At 61.4% G+C, this 13186-nt stretch carries 16 protein-coding genes and 1 other RNA gene; 10 read left to right on the plus strand and 7 right to left on the minus strand.

The window, feature by feature from the left end; all coding sequences use genetic code 11:
• Positions 1-70: 70 nt before the first annotated feature.
• Positions 71-166: signal recognition particle sRNA small type (ffs, locus tag N0P34_RS16995), an RNA gene on the minus strand.
• Between the two features lie 212 nt (positions 167-378).
• Between ffs and N0P34_RS17000 the strand changes: the two genes are divergently transcribed.
• A complete protein-coding gene (locus N0P34_RS17000; RefSeq protein WP_275604410.1) occupies positions 379-1143 on the plus strand; it encodes a HipA family kinase in 765 nt (254 codons plus the stop codon).
• 26 nt (positions 1144-1169) lie between these two features.
• Positions 1170-1955 carry a DUF3037 domain-containing protein gene (locus N0P34_RS17005; protein WP_275604411.1) on the plus strand — a complete coding sequence of 262 codons (786 nt, stop codon included), beginning with the start codon at positions 1170-1172 and terminating at the stop codon, positions 1953-1955.
• A gap of 23 nt (positions 1956-1978) precedes the next feature.
• On the opposite strand, the gene N0P34_RS17010 is transcribed toward N0P34_RS17005, so the two are convergent.
• Positions 1979-2341 (minus strand): thermonuclease family protein, encoded by a 363-nt coding sequence (locus N0P34_RS17010; protein WP_275604412.1) that lies wholly within the window; start codon positions 2339-2341, stop codon positions 1979-1981.
• Positions 2342-2760: 419 nt separating this feature from the next.
• Between N0P34_RS17010 and N0P34_RS17015 the strand changes: the two genes are divergently transcribed.
• From N0P34_RS17015 to N0P34_RS17035, 5 genes are all read left to right on the plus strand, one after another.
• Positions 2761-3396: a hypothetical protein gene (locus N0P34_RS17015; RefSeq protein WP_275604413.1), complete on the plus strand. Its 636-nt coding sequence runs from the start codon at positions 2761-2763 to the stop codon at positions 3394-3396.
• A gap of 77 nt (positions 3397-3473) precedes the next feature.
• Positions 3474-4118 (plus strand): hypothetical protein, encoded by a 645-nt coding sequence (locus N0P34_RS17020; RefSeq protein WP_275604414.1) that lies wholly within the window; start codon positions 3474-3476, stop codon positions 4116-4118.
• A 90-nt stretch (positions 4119-4208) separates the two neighbouring features.
• Positions 4209-5399 carry a CE1758 family FMN-dependent luciferase-like monooxygenase gene (locus N0P34_RS17025; RefSeq protein ID WP_275604415.1) on the plus strand — a complete coding sequence of 397 codons (1191 nt, stop codon included), beginning with the start codon at positions 4209-4211 and terminating at the stop codon, positions 5397-5399.
• Between the two features lie 4 nt (positions 5400-5403).
• Positions 5404-5871, plus strand: a complete 468-nt coding sequence (locus N0P34_RS17030) for a MarR family transcriptional regulator (protein ID WP_275604416.1) — start codon at positions 5404-5406, stop codon at positions 5869-5871.
• Complete coding sequence (locus N0P34_RS17035) at positions 5858-6550, plus strand: CE1759 family FMN reductase (protein ID WP_275604417.1); 693 nt, start codon at positions 5858-5860, stop codon at positions 6548-6550. Before N0P34_RS17030 ends, N0P34_RS17035 begins: the two co-directional genes overlap by 14 nt.
• 70 nt (positions 6551-6620) lie before the next feature.
• On the opposite strand, the gene N0P34_RS17040 is transcribed toward N0P34_RS17035, so the two are convergent.
• The 3 genes from N0P34_RS17040 to N0P34_RS17050 all read right to left on the minus strand — a co-directional run bounded on the left by N0P34_RS17040 (position 6621) and on the right by N0P34_RS17050 (position 8946).
• Positions 6621-7172, minus strand: a complete 552-nt coding sequence (locus N0P34_RS17040; protein ID WP_275604418.1) for an rRNA large subunit pseudouridine synthase E — start codon at positions 7170-7172, stop codon at positions 6621-6623.
• A 20-nt stretch (positions 7173-7192) separates the two neighbouring features.
• Positions 7193-7945, minus strand: a complete 753-nt coding sequence (locus tag N0P34_RS17045; protein ID WP_275604419.1) for a M15 family metallopeptidase — start codon at positions 7943-7945, stop codon at positions 7193-7195.
• Between the two features lie 170 nt (positions 7946-8115).
• Complete coding sequence (locus tag N0P34_RS17050; protein ID WP_345774438.1) at positions 8116-8946, minus strand: DUF817 domain-containing protein; 831 nt, start codon at positions 8944-8946, stop codon at positions 8116-8118.
• Positions 8947-9072: 126 nt separating this feature from the next.
• On the opposite strand from N0P34_RS17050, the gene N0P34_RS17055 reads away from it, so the two are divergent.
• A complete protein-coding gene (locus N0P34_RS17055; RefSeq protein ID WP_275604420.1) occupies positions 9073-9936 on the plus strand; it encodes an LOG family protein in 864 nt (287 codons plus the stop codon).
• 171 nt (positions 9937-10107) lie between these two features.
• Positions 10108-10773: an OmpA family protein gene (locus N0P34_RS17060; RefSeq protein WP_275604421.1), complete on the plus strand. Its 666-nt coding sequence runs from the start codon at positions 10108-10110 to the stop codon at positions 10771-10773.
• Between the two features lie 52 nt (positions 10774-10825).
• Here N0P34_RS17060 and N0P34_RS17065 read toward each other — a convergent pair whose 3' ends face one another.
• Both N0P34_RS17065 and N0P34_RS17070 read right to left on the minus strand, forming a co-directional pair.
• Positions 10826-11119: a hypothetical protein gene (locus N0P34_RS17065; protein WP_275604422.1), complete on the minus strand. Its 294-nt coding sequence runs from the start codon at positions 11117-11119 to the stop codon at positions 10826-10828.
• Positions 11119-11376, minus strand: a complete 258-nt coding sequence (locus N0P34_RS17070) for a hypothetical protein (RefSeq protein WP_275604423.1) — start codon at positions 11374-11376, stop codon at positions 11119-11121. Before N0P34_RS17070 ends, N0P34_RS17065 begins: the two co-directional genes overlap by 1 nt.
• 131 nt (positions 11377-11507) lie before the next feature.
• Here N0P34_RS17070 and N0P34_RS17075 point away from each other — a divergent pair, with 131 nt between their 5' ends.
• Positions 11508-13121 carry an EAL domain-containing protein gene (locus N0P34_RS17075; RefSeq protein WP_275604424.1) on the plus strand — a complete coding sequence of 538 codons (1614 nt, stop codon included), beginning with the start codon at positions 11508-11510 and terminating at the stop codon, positions 13119-13121.
• Positions 13122-13186 lie beyond the last annotated feature (65 nt).

Here is a 13186-nt window from a genome sequence, read left to right on the forward strand (position 1 = left end):
TGATCATAGGGCATCGGGCCAACAAAATAATGGCCGATTCTCCATTCTTGCCCGCAAATTTATGGGGCTGAGTAGGAGGCTGGCATCGACCCGTGAGGATCTCGACTGGGCTGCTTCCTTCCGGACCTGACCCGATGGACGAGGAACACGTCCGCGCCAACCTCCCGAGGCGCTATATGCGGATTCTTTTTGCGCGATGCAAGGGGGTGGGTGGGGAGACGTAGGGGGACGAGTATTGACGGGCGGCGCGTTTTGTTTCCTTTTGAACCGGGGGAACATCAAAATGGGCTGTAACACCGAACCAAGTAACATTGCGCATGGTAAGGTGCCTGCATGGTAAGATGTGGAACGATTTGGCAGCCCCGCACCGTAGACCGTGTGATAGAAACCTACCCCACGAGCACCCTGGTATCTAAGGTCAAAACTGATGCGGGGATAGGCTACCTTAAGGGAATAGGAAACCCTGCTGGGACAGGTACCCTTGCCTGTGAATTGGTGGGCTCCGAGTTAGCAGCGCTAATCGGCCTAACGATTCCTCCCTTTGCCATTGTTAATGTTGAAGATATCGAAATCCCGCTTAAACTTGGCTCTTTTGTCGGCCTTGGCCCGGCCTTCGTATCGAAAGAAGTTAGAGCTGAGCCGGCGACAGTGGGCGACTCCTTCGTGAGTAGGCTAGCCAAACCCCAAGATCCTGCCCTCCTGGTGGCCTTCGACACTTGGATACGGAACTTTGACCGCTGCCCGCCGAACGACTACCTTGACCCAACACCTAAGCGCGACAATTTATTGTTTGCCCCCGTCGGCAGGAAGTTTGATATGATCGTCTTGGATCATAGTCATTGCTTCACCGAGGGAGACATTGAGACTGACATCGATGCTATCGATGTCAACGACGATAGGATTTACGGACTTTTTCCAGAATTTATGCCAAGCCTGAATGATGCCGCTCTAAATGCGGCAATCCATAGCCTATCTGAGGTCAAAGATAGCGATATCACAGACGTTCTAGCGTCAATTCCAGCGCAATGGGGCATTACCGGCGCTACCCGGTCCAAATGGGCCGACGTCATCATAAAACGCAGAGACCGGGTCTGTGAGACCATAAGAAACGGTCTGATCAATCAAACTGCTCTCGAACTTTAGGAGGTATGGAGATGCGACAAAGTGGCATGTACGCAATTATCCAGTACAGTCCTTCACCTGAGCGGCTGGAATTTATAAACGTCGGAATCGTTTTGATTGTACAAAATGAGCGACACCTCGGCATAAAATTTAGTAAAAATCCGGCACGTATCGAGCGCCTTTTCGGCAGACAGCCGAAGATTTACTTGGATGCCATCAAGGAAGGCTTTGCATCTCGCCTCAAATACGACTGGCAGCAAAATCCTGAACTGAAATTCTTGGAAACGTTCGCACTAAAACGGGCCAACGGCCTGCGACTGTCACCGTTGATGCCTGTGGCGGTAGATGATGCGGAAAATGTCTTGAATTCCCTGTTTAGCGAATTGGTAGGGGACGAGCAGCCACCACATAGAGAGCCACGAATTCGCCGTAAGCTGAGGGAATGCTTCGTCGAGCGCGGCGTAGAGCACTACCTTCAGGACCCTGCGCCGGTGGAACTGCCAGAGTACGGGATTAAGGTCGACGTACCTTTTGGCTACCAAAATGGTTGCTATAATCTCATCGACGGCATGAGGCTGTCCTCGGCTCCATCGGACAGTCTCAGAGAGGCTGGAAAGCGCGCTATGGAGGGAGCGTTAATTTGGAAGCACTACCAAGCAGCTCAAAACCGAAAAAGGCTGGTAATCGTGGGCGATTTCGCCAAGCAGTCATCTGAGTTTTATAATGCTGTTAAAATTCAAATGAACGAGAGTAATGTTAAACTCTATCGGCTGGATGAGATCGAACCTTTGGTGGACGATATTCGAGAGAACGCTGCCTTTCATGACAGCTAGGCGCTGCTCTAGTATTTGCTCGCCTACTCATCCACCTGCGTGCGCCATGCGCCGCGTTGCCGCGCGGTGACCATCCAGAGTTTCTTTCGGGCTTCGGGGGTTTCGAGGTGTTTGTAGCGCCCGCCTGAGAACTTCGGCCAATCGAGAGCGAGACCGGCGCGGACGAGTTCTGCCGCAATATCGCGGCCGTCGGGCAGTAAGCACTGGGCCACAATGCGGTCATAGGACAGTTCGGGGCGAATATGTGCCGTGATGATCTGGCCCTTGCAGAGCCGAACCATCTCCCATTTTGCCTTTTGGCCCCAGGGGTGATCGAGTTCGGGCGCGTCAATGCCAGCGAGACGGATGCGGATTTTGTCGATGACGATCGTATCGCCATCGATCACCCAACAGGTGCCGCGCAATTCTGTGGAGGGCAGATTGCCCGGCGTGGTTCGAATGGGTGGGGAAATTGGGGCGGAGGGTAAGGGGCGGACAGGCCGGGGTCGGCTTATCGGCCGTGACGATCCAAAGGATTGTTGCGGGTTGGCGCGCGAGCGCGGCTTTGATGAGCCGAACAGCCGAGCCAGAAACCTGAAAAACCCCATGCCCTCTCTCCCAAGGCAAGCCCAGAGCCGGCGCAGCGCGTCAGCCGGAACAGAGTTGCGCAAAATCGGGTGGTCGGGAAGCGGGGTTTGTAAGTAGTTTGGGGAGGTAGATTGGAGAAACGGAGGTTCCCGCTTTCGCGGGAATGACATTGTGGGGGTGGCGGCGTCTTTGGGTGGGAGAGGGCGTCGTATTGGGTGAGGGGGAAAAAATACAAGAAATGAAAAAGCCCGCGTCCGTCTCGGCGCTGACTGAGTTTGGGCGCGTCAGGCTGTCCAAGAGCTTTTTCATGCGGGATTTTTTGTTTTCGGACATCGCGTCAGTTCATGGGCTGAACAATGTGCCGGATGATCCCGCGCTGGCGATTGCGGCGGGGACGCGGCTTTGCGAAGAGCTTTTGGAGCCGCTGCAGGATCGGTTTGGGCGGATCGCGGTGCGGTCGGCGTTTCGCTCGGTGGAGGTCAATGGGCTGGGCAATGACATGCAGCGCGCCGGCAAGGCGGGGTATAATTGCGCCGTCAATGAAGCCAATTATGCCGGCCATATCTGGGACCGGCGCGACGCCAACGGGTATATGGGGGCGACGGCCTGCATCATCATCCCGGCGTTCTGGGACCAGTTTCAGGGCGAAGGCGAGTGGACGAAGCTCGCCTGGTGGATCCACGACCATCTGCCCTATGCGAGCCTCTATTTCTTTCCCAAATATTGGGCCTTCAACATCACCTGGCACGAAAAGCCGGAGCGGCGGATCGACAGCTATGTGACGCCGCGCGGGTGTTTGACGCGGCCGGGGATGGAGAATTTTGACGGCGCGCACGACAGCGAATGGGCGGGGATCGAGCGGGCGTTTCTCTGACCAGAGTGTGATCGGGGGGCTCTGCGGGCGGCGCGTTGCGGCGTTGATCCCCCGGCAAAAAAGCCTATTTGAGGGAGATGGCCCGTGCTCCCAAGAAACCTGCCGCAGAATTGACGCTTGTCCATGAGTGGGACCTGCCCCCCGGGGCGGGGCTGGGCTCGTCGGTGCGGGCCAAGGGCATATTGCAGGAAATGCGGGCGCGGCTGGGGTTTTCAACCGGGCGGCGGCTCGATGTGCGCGGCACGGTGCTGGTGCTCAAAATGGCCGAGGAAGACCGCGAAAAGTTCGACGCGGCGGTCGGGATCGTCACGGCGGGGCTGGTGGGGATCGAGACGCTGCCGGTGCTGCCGCGCGAAATCGAGGACATTCTCGATATCAAGACCAGCGAGCGGCATCGCTGGCTGAAGGACGGGCGGCTCGTGAGCGCGGGGACGCGGACCGTCAAACTGCGCGGGCGGGCGAAAAAGATCACTTTCCATGTCTTCGACCCGGTGTTCGTGACCGAGATGCTGGACCGCGACATGGTGGAAAACTGGCGCGAGGAAGATGCGCTGGCGACGGCCGAACGACGCCGGCAGGCGGCCTGGAAGGCAAAACTCAAGCGCGAGGAAAAGAAGGCGCCGAAGACGCCCGTGCCCGCCGAGGCCGGGCGGGACAAGGAGAGCGGGCAGAAGCTGGCCGGCTGGGACGAATTCTGGCGCGAGGGGCTCTTGCACGATTAGGGGCCCCTGCCCCGGCCGGAGCGCCGGACTGGCGGGCCTTGATATTTGCATGCGCACGCATATATCTTGGGCAGAGTTCAGGAGGCTGTCATGCAGTTCGGTATTTTTTCGGTCAGCGACGTGACCCGCAATCCCCATACCAACACCACGCCCAGCGAGGCGCAGCGGATCGATGCGATGATCCAGATCGCCGAGCGGGCGGATGCGGTGGGGCTGGATGTGTTTGCCATTGGCGAGCATCACAATCCGCCGTTCTTTTCCTCCGCGCCCACGACGCTGCTGGCGGCCATCGCCGCGCGCACCAAGAACATCATCGTCAGTACCTCGACGACGCTGATCACCACCAATGACCCGGTGCGGATCGCCGAGGAGTACGCGATGCTCCAGCATGTCTCCAAGGGGCGGATGGACCTGATGCTGGGCCGGGGCAATACGGTGCCGGTCTATCCATGGTTCGGGCAGGATATCCGCAAGGGCGTGCCGCTGGCGCTGGAGAATTACAATCTCCTCCACAAGCTCTGGCATGAGGATGTGGTGGATTGGGAAGGCACGTTCCGCGGGCCGCTGCAGGGGTTTACCTCAACGCCGCGGCCGCTGGACGATGTTGCGCCCTTTGTCTGGCACGGCTCTATCCGTACCCCCGAAATCGCCGAGCAGGCCGCCTATTATGGCAATGGCTTTTTCGCCAACAATATCCTCGCCCCGAATTTCCACTTCGTGCCGCTGGTCAATTTCTATCGCGAGCGGTTCGCCCATTACGGGCACGGCACCAAGGAACAGGCCATCGTGGGGCTGGGCGGGCATGCGTTCATCGCCCGGAACTCGCAGGATGCCTATGAGAGTTTCCGGCCGTTCTTCGAGGGCAATCCGCTTTATGGCAACAGCTATGGGCTGGAGGATTTCGCCAGGGGCACCCCGCTGAGCGTGGGTAGCCCGCAGGAGGTGATCGACAAGACGCTGACCTTCCAGGAGGCGTTTGGCGATTACCAGCGACAGCTGTGGAACATCGACGCCATGGGCCTGCCGCTCGAAATGGCGCTGGAGCAGGTGGAATTGCTGGGCACCGAAGTCGTGCCGGTGCTACGCCGGGAAATGGCCGCCCGCCGGTCGCCGGGGGCTGCCGAAGCGCCGACGCACCAGGCCCGGGTCAAGGCGAAATATGGGGATGCACCGCCGCGCCAGCCGACGCCCAACCCCAATCGCGGGGACAATCTGACCGGCACACGCCCCTATCAGGACACGCCGGCAGACCTGTCCGCCGACCTGCCGCTGGTGGGGTGAGGCCATGAAGGGCGATACCAAACTGGCCAATGAAGCCTGGGAGGCGTTGTTTCGCGCCCAGGCGACCATGGCGCGGGACCTGCTCTCGCAGGATGTGTGGGATGGGCTGGTGGAGAGCGAATATGGCGTTCTCTACGCCCTGTCCAACGCACCACAGGGGCTGCGCATGTCGGAGCTGGCCAATGACGTGCTGCTGAGCCAAGCCGGCCTGTCGCGGCTGGTCGGGCGGCTCGAAGCCAAGGGGCTGATCGAGCGGCAGAGCGACCCCGAGGACGGGCGGGCCAGCGTGCTGCGCCTCTCCGTAGCAGGCCTACACAAGCAGCGCCGCGTCGGCGCAGCCCATGGACGGCAGGTGAGCGACAGGGTCTCGGCCTGCCTCAACCCCGACGAGATGACCATGCTGCGCGATCTGTGCCGCCGCCTTGCGGGTGCGGAGGGCGAGCAATCTGGAGATGACAATGAACGAAAATAAAGAGAACGACCCCATCCGCCTCGTGGTGATCAATGCCGGGGTGAGCGATCCGTCCTCGTCGCGGCTCCTCGCCGACAGGATCGCGCAGAAGAGCGTCGACCGGCTGGCCGAGGCGGACAGGACGGCGAGCGTCAGCATTATCGAACTCGGGCCGCTGGCGACCGACATCGCCAAGGCCATGGTGGCCGGCTTTGCCAATGAGGCGCTGTCGGCGGCGCTGGAAAAGGTGGCGGGCGCGGACGCGGTGATCGTCTCCTCCCCGGTCTACAAGGCGGGGCTGAGCGGCCTCTTCAAGAGCTTTGTCGACGTGATGGACAATGATCTGCTGGTGGCTCGGCCAATGATCCTTGCTGCGACTGCGGGATCGGCGCGACACGCCATGGTGCTGGACGACCAGATGCGACCGCTCTTTGCCTATATGCGCGCCCTGCCGGTGCCGACCTCGATCTTTGCGGCACCGGAGGATTGGGGCGTTCCCGACCTTGGGCGGCGGATCGACCGGGCGGCAACTGAACTGGCGGCCTTCGTGACGGCCGGGGTGGGCAGGGCCATTTCCGAAAAAGCCTGGGGCAGTTACCAGCACCAGTTCGGCAGCAGCGCGGCGCGAACCGAGCAGGGCAATGAGGGCGTGGATTTCGACACCGATCTCATGCGGCTTGCCACCGGCGGGCGGGCCTGACCGCCAAAGGCAGCCAGCCCGTCAGGGGACGGGTTGGCGTGCCGGCGAGGGCTGACCATGCAGGTCGTGTCTAGCGCCCGGGGCGGGCCGGTGCATCGACCCATTGGCCGGGGGCGAGGTTTTCGAGGGTCCAATTGCCGATGGACCAGCGCACGAGGCGCAAGGTGGGGTGGCCCACTGCAGCGGTCATGCGGCGAACCTGGCGGTTGCGGCCCTCGGTGATGGTGAGGGCGATCCAGCTGTCGGGCACGGATTTTCGATAGCGCACCGGGGGATCGCGCGGCCAGAGTTCGGGCGGGTCGATCATCCGGGCTTTTGCAGGGAGCGTCGGGCCGTCCTTGAGAGTGACGCCCTTGCGCAAGGCATTGAGGGCGGCTTCGTCGGGAATGCCCTCGACCTGCACATAATAGGTTTTGGGCTGCTTGAACTTTGGCGAGGAAATCTGCGCCTGCAGCTTGCCGTCATCGGTAAGGAGGAGCAGGCCCTCGCTGTCCTTGTCGAGCCGGCCGGCCGCATAGACGCCGGGAATTGGAATGAAATCGGCCAGGGTTTCACCCTTTTCGCCGCCGGTGAACTGGGTGAGGACGCCATAGGGCTTGTTGAAGAGAATGAGGCGCGTCATGCCGAGTTTGTCTGGCCCTGTCAGTCCGGTCGCGCCGCAATGACGAAATCGAAATAGGTATCGGGGAAGGGTTCGTCGCGCAGTGTATAATGCCACCACTCCTCCGCATAGGGCGCGAAGCCGTGGCGGTCGAGCAGATCGGCCAGCATTTTGCGGTTTTCCTCGGCTTCGGGATTGATGCCTGCGGCGCCGTGGTGGGCGTGATTGTCGAAACAATCATAGCCGGTGCCGAAATCGAGGGGATTGTCGGGGTAGCGGTCCGGCAGGGCGCAGTCGAGGAGCGCCTCGCCGTGCGCCCAGGGCGTGGGTGCGCTTTCGGCGGGTTCTATGGTGAGATCGACCGTGCTGCCGCGGCTGTGGCCGGAGCGCTCGGCGATGTAGCCGAGCTCGAAGAGGCGGGATTTGTCGACGCGGGGATAGAACTCGGCCTGCATGGCAAGATCGTCGATATCGCGGGCCCATTGGGCGAAATCGGCGACGGCGCGGGCGGGGCGATAACAATCATAGACGCGAAGGACGAGGTTCTGTTCGGCAAGCTCGATGGCGGCATCGCGCAGGGCTTCGGCAGCTGGGCGAGAAAGGATGCATTCGGCAGCTTCGTAGCCGGTAATGGGGCGGCCGACGAAATTGTGGTCGCCGGCATAGCGCATGTCCTGGCGGATTTGCGGGGCGATATCGGCGAGGTAGACGAAGTTTTCCGGGAGGGTTTCGGCCATGGCGGTCGCGGTGCCTGCCAGCAGGGCAAGGGCGGTCAGCATTGTTCTGGTCGGCATGGGGATGCTCCTCGTTTTTAGTGTCTCGTAGAACGGGGTCCCTGCCCGCGCTTTATTGCCCGTGGAGTGTGGCCCTCGGATCAAGTCCGAGGGCAGCCCGGTGGTTGGGGCTTCTCAAATCTGTGCCAGTGGTGCCAAGAAATGATTGTTTTGGCGTTTATGGAGAGGGCTCAATCTGTTCGCGGGCGCGGGGGATGGACGAGAGTCACCAGCACCACCGAGATCAGCATGAGCAGATACCACGATCCCAGCTTGTTGAGGCTGACCATGGACCAGCCATTGGCCTGATGCGGATAAATCCAGGCGCGCGACCAGGTGCCGATGTTTTCGGCGATCCAGATGAAGAGCGCGACGAGGAGAAAGGCCAGCAGCATGGGCATGGAATGACGGAAGCGGAAGACGCGATAATGCATGAAGGCGCGGCCATAGAGGAGGACAATGGCCGCGAAGAGCACCCAGCGCAAATCGGGGAAATAATGGTGGGCGAAGAAATTGATATAGATGGCCAGCGCCAGCACCGCGGTGAGCCAGACCGGCGGATAGCGGGTGAAGGTGATGTCGAAAATGCGCTGGATGCGGGCCATGTAGGAGCCGACGCAGGCATACATGAAGCCTGAAAAGAGCGGCACGCCGGCGAGGCGGAACATGGCATCCTCGGGATAGACCCAGGAGCCGACGGCGGTCTTGAAGATTTCCATGCCGGTGCCGACGAGATGGAAGATCAGAATGATGCGGGCTTCCTCAAGGGTTTCAAGCTTGAAGGCGAGCATGGCGGCCTGGATCAGCAAGGCCATGAGGAACCAGAAATCGTAGCGGCTGAGGCCGGTATCAGGCCAGAACAGGGTGGTGGCGAGGATCATGGCCAGCATGAGCCCGCCGAAAAGACAGGCCCAGGCCTGCTTGAGGCCGAAGACCAGGAACTCAACAAGGCCATCGGCAAGGGGGCCGCGCGGCAGGCGCGCGAGGATTTTATGGGCCGCCGCATCGATGGAGACTTCCAAAGTCGTGAAGCGAATGGCGACCCCCTGCCCTTGCCCGATTCTTCGGGGCTGGTTATGCCCTCAAGTAAAGCTGTCCAATTGTGGCGTATTCGCGCTGGACGGCGCAGACAATAATGGAGACGAAATTTGGCCAGACGCCATCCGACGCCGCTGCGCACCTCCAAGCAAGACGTGGCCGCCGCGAGCAAGGCGCCATCCACGCCCCAGACGCAGAGCGCGGCCTATCGCCTGGCCTTCGCCGATGATGAATTCCTGACCTCGGAAGACATTCGCGGGGTTCGTTTCCAGCTCGAATATCTCAAGCCCGAATTCCGCCTGCGCGAACACGGCATCAATTCCACCGTGGTGCTGTTTGGCGGGGCTCGCATTCCCGAGCCCGGCAAGCCGGCCTGGGCGGCCAAGAACGAGACGCAGAAGCGCAATCTCGAAAAGGCGTCGAAATATTACGATGAGGCGCGAAGGTTCGCGCAGCTGGCCTCGCAGACGTCGGCGGCGAACGATTTCAAGGAATATGTCGTGGTGACGGGCGGCGGCCCTGGCGTGATGGAAGCCGGCAATCGCGGCGCTGCCGATATGGGCGCACCCTCGATCGGGCTCAACATCGTGCTGCCGCACGAGCAGGCGCCGAACCTGTATGTGACGCCGGATCTGTCGTTCAACTTCCACTATTTTGCAACGCGAAAGATCCATTTCCTGCTGCGGGCCAAGGTGGTGGCCGTGTTCCCGGGAGGGTTCGGGACGCTCGACGAGTTTTTCGAGACGCTGACCCTGATCCAGACCGGGCGCATGGAAAAGATCCCCGTGGTGCTGTTCGGCCGGGACTTCTGGCAGAAGGTGATCAATCTCGAGGCGCTGGCGGAAGCCGGTACGATCTCGCCCACCGATCCGGACCTCTTCACCATTGTCGATGATGCCGAAGAGGGATGGGATGTGGTGCGCGCCTTCTATGATCTGCCGGAAGTGAGCGAGCCGAGCTGGATCGGCGGCTGAGGCGCACGCAACAGCGTTGAGTGGGGTTCATCCGCGGTTCATCATTGATCCCGCATCACGTTCCTGCCGCATTCACTAGGCACGTACGGCCACACAGATTCTTTACTTTGTTTTGAGATCGAGCTTTGGGGGCCGCCGGCCTTCCAGATCTCAGTCCTTCGGGGGATACGCATGAAATCCAAGGTTCTCGTCGCGCTGGCCGCGACCCTGGCGCTGAGCGCTTGCACCACCACCAATCCCTATACCGGGCAGAGCCAGCTCTCCAACACAGCCGGCGGCACGCTGCTCGGCGCTGGTGGCGGCGCGGTTGCCGGTGCGATCGTGGGTGCTGCCGTGGGCGGGGATCCGCGCGTCGGTGCGCTGATCGGCGCGGGCGTTGGCGGCCTGACGGGCGCCGGCATCGGCAATTACATGGACCAGCAGGAAGCCGAGCTGCGCGCGCAGCTGCAGGGCACGGGCGTTTCGGTGACCCGCGTCGGTGACCAGGTGATCCTCAACATGCCGTCCAACATCACTTTTGCCACCGACCAGTCGAGCGTGCAGCCGCAGTTCAACCAGACGCTGGTTTCGGTCGCGCTGGTGCTCAAGAAGTTCGACAAGACCATCGTCGATGTCTACGGCCACACCGACTCGACCGGCTCGAACGAGCACAATCTTTCCCTCAGCCAGCGCCGCGCCGTTTCGGTGGCGACGATCCTCGCCAATCAGGGCATCGACCAGCGCCGCTTCTATATCGAGGGCAAGGGCTCGACGAGCCCGATCGCGTCGAACGCCAACGAATCCGGCCGCGCCCAGAACCGTCGCGTCGAAATCCAGATCTCGCCCATTCGCGGGTAAGATCGGATCGCACTGCATTGATGAAAAAAACGCGGCTCACGGGCCGCGTTTTTTATTGGGCGGGGGTTTCGACCACCGGGGCGGAGGTGGGGCTGCCGGGGAGCACATCGGTGCCGGGGGCGCCGGAGAACATCTGCATCAGGAACAGCAGCGCCACGACGATGGCGAGGCCGACAAGGCCATAGAGCCACCAATTGGTGGGGCTCGTGGCCGCGACCACGTCCTCGTGCTCGCCGGCCACCTTGAGCTGGGAAGCATCCGGCACATCGATGCGGGCGCCGTTTTCGTCGACCAGATGGTCGACGGACGCGACGGTGGGGGTGGGTCTGTTTTCAGTGGTCGCCATCAGAAATCTCCCTTGAAAACTGTCTGGGTGCCGACGCCATCGGCAATGCCCTCGCGCACATAGGCAATGGCGGCGTCGATTTCCTCGGGGCTGAAACCGAGATCGTCGCCCTCGGCGCTCGCGCCCGTGACTTCGGCCTTGAGCTGGTGGAGCAGCTCGATCTTTTCCTTGGCGGTAAAGAGCGAATGCTGGGCGATCTGCATGGGGGCCAAGGCGTTTGCAGCGCTCGCCTGGGCCTTGAGACTGTCAAAAGCCATTTGTACCTCCGCATTTTGACGCCATGGGTGTAAACATGCAATGCAGGCCTCTGGGACACAGTTCCATCGCGTATTAACCCCAACTTGACGTGGGGCAGTGCTTGATCGAGGCAATGCCCCGGAGGGCCGAGATGAGCGGCTTTGTTTCGATCCTGATTTCGAGCGCGCACCAGAAGAGCGTGCGCCTTGTGCTGTTCGTGATTGCATTTGCCGGCCTCGTGGGGCTGTCCACGTGGTTCATCGCCGGACAGGTGCAGCAGAACATGCGCCAGGAAACGGCGCGCGCGCTGGTGGGCTACGAGCAATTGCGCATCAATGTGCTGAGCACATTCGACCAGATGGACGCGCGGCTGGTCGCAACGCCCTGTTCGCCCGCCTTCATGGACGAATTGCGCCGCATCGCCTTTTTGCCCGACGGGATCAATGAATTGCTGTTCGCCCCCAATGGGGTGGCGCAGTGCTCGGTCAATTCCGGGCTGTTCGAGCAGCCCGTTCCGTTCGGGGCGCCCGAAGTGGTGGCCCAGAGCCCGTTCAACATGGCGTTCTGGCTGGATCGCGACCTCTCCTTTTTGCGGCTGGAAGGCCTGACCGGCAGCATCGCCCAGCGCGGCAGGTTCGCGATGATCGTGCCCCAGCCGACGATGCCGACAACGATGCCACGCTGGCTGGAGATGGAGCTGATCCTGCGGGCGCCGGACGGACGCTGGTGGCATCGCGGCGGCGCAACGGGCATTTATGCGGCCAGCGTGGCGCAAGAGGCAGAAGGGGGCGGCAATCTCCTGAGCACTGCCCAATATCTGATGCGATGCGACGAGGGCGGCGTGCATTGTCTTGTCAGCAAGGCCCGGCTGCCCGACCTTTTTGCATTGGGTGCGGCGACGATCGTGGTGACCCTGGTGATCTGCGCCGTATTGGCGGCATGGGTGTCCCAACAGGTGCATGGGCTGATCGCGCGGCACTGGTCGTTCGAAGCCCGCTTTCTGCGGCGCCTGGGGCCGGACACGATCGAATGCGTCTACCAGCCGCTGCTGCACCTCAAGCGCGACCGCATCCCCGGATGCGAGGTGCTGGCGCGATGGCGCGATGTGGACGGAACGCTTATCGGCCCCGACCGCTTCATTCCGCTGATCGAAAAGCACGGGCTGACCCAGCGCTTCACCACGCTGGTGGCCGATCGGGCGCACAAGGACCTCACAGCGCACATGCCGGCGGGCCAGAGGCTGCATGTCAGCTTCAATATCTTCCCGCGCGACCTGAAGGCGGAGACCTTGCTGACGACCTTTGCCCCGTTTCTGGCGCCGGGCGAACCGTTCAGCCTGATCTTCGAGATCGTGGAAACCCAGGAAATCCAGCTCGAGACCGCGCAGGGGGAGATCGAACGACTGCAGGGCGCGGGTGTGCGCATCTTCATCGACGATTTCGGGGCCGGATATTCGTCCATGCGCAATCTGGCAGCGGTTTCGGTCGACGGGGTCAAGCTCGACCGTTCCTTTGCCATGGCGCCCAATGATTCCGTCATGGTGCGGATGCTGGACCATGCCATCGACATGGTGGCTGCCACGGACCGCCTCGTGGTGGTGGAGGGGGTGGAAAGCCAGGCCCGGCTGGATGCGCTGCGCGAGACGGGAAAGGTCGATTATGTGCAGGGATATTTCATTTCCCGGCCCCTCGACATTGTCGGCTTCATTGCCTTCCTGACCACGAACGGACCTCGCCCCAATTCGCGGCCGCGCCTCGTCGCGTGATGGAAATCGGACCAATTTTGCAACCCTGAGGCCGCTAAGTCGTTCTCCTTACACACTCAAACCGA

Origin of the sequence: Devosia sp. FJ2-5-3 (assembly GCF_029201545.1) — a bacterium.
In the GTDB taxonomy this organism is placed as follows: domain Bacteria; phylum Pseudomonadota; class Alphaproteobacteria; order Rhizobiales; family Devosiaceae; genus Devosia.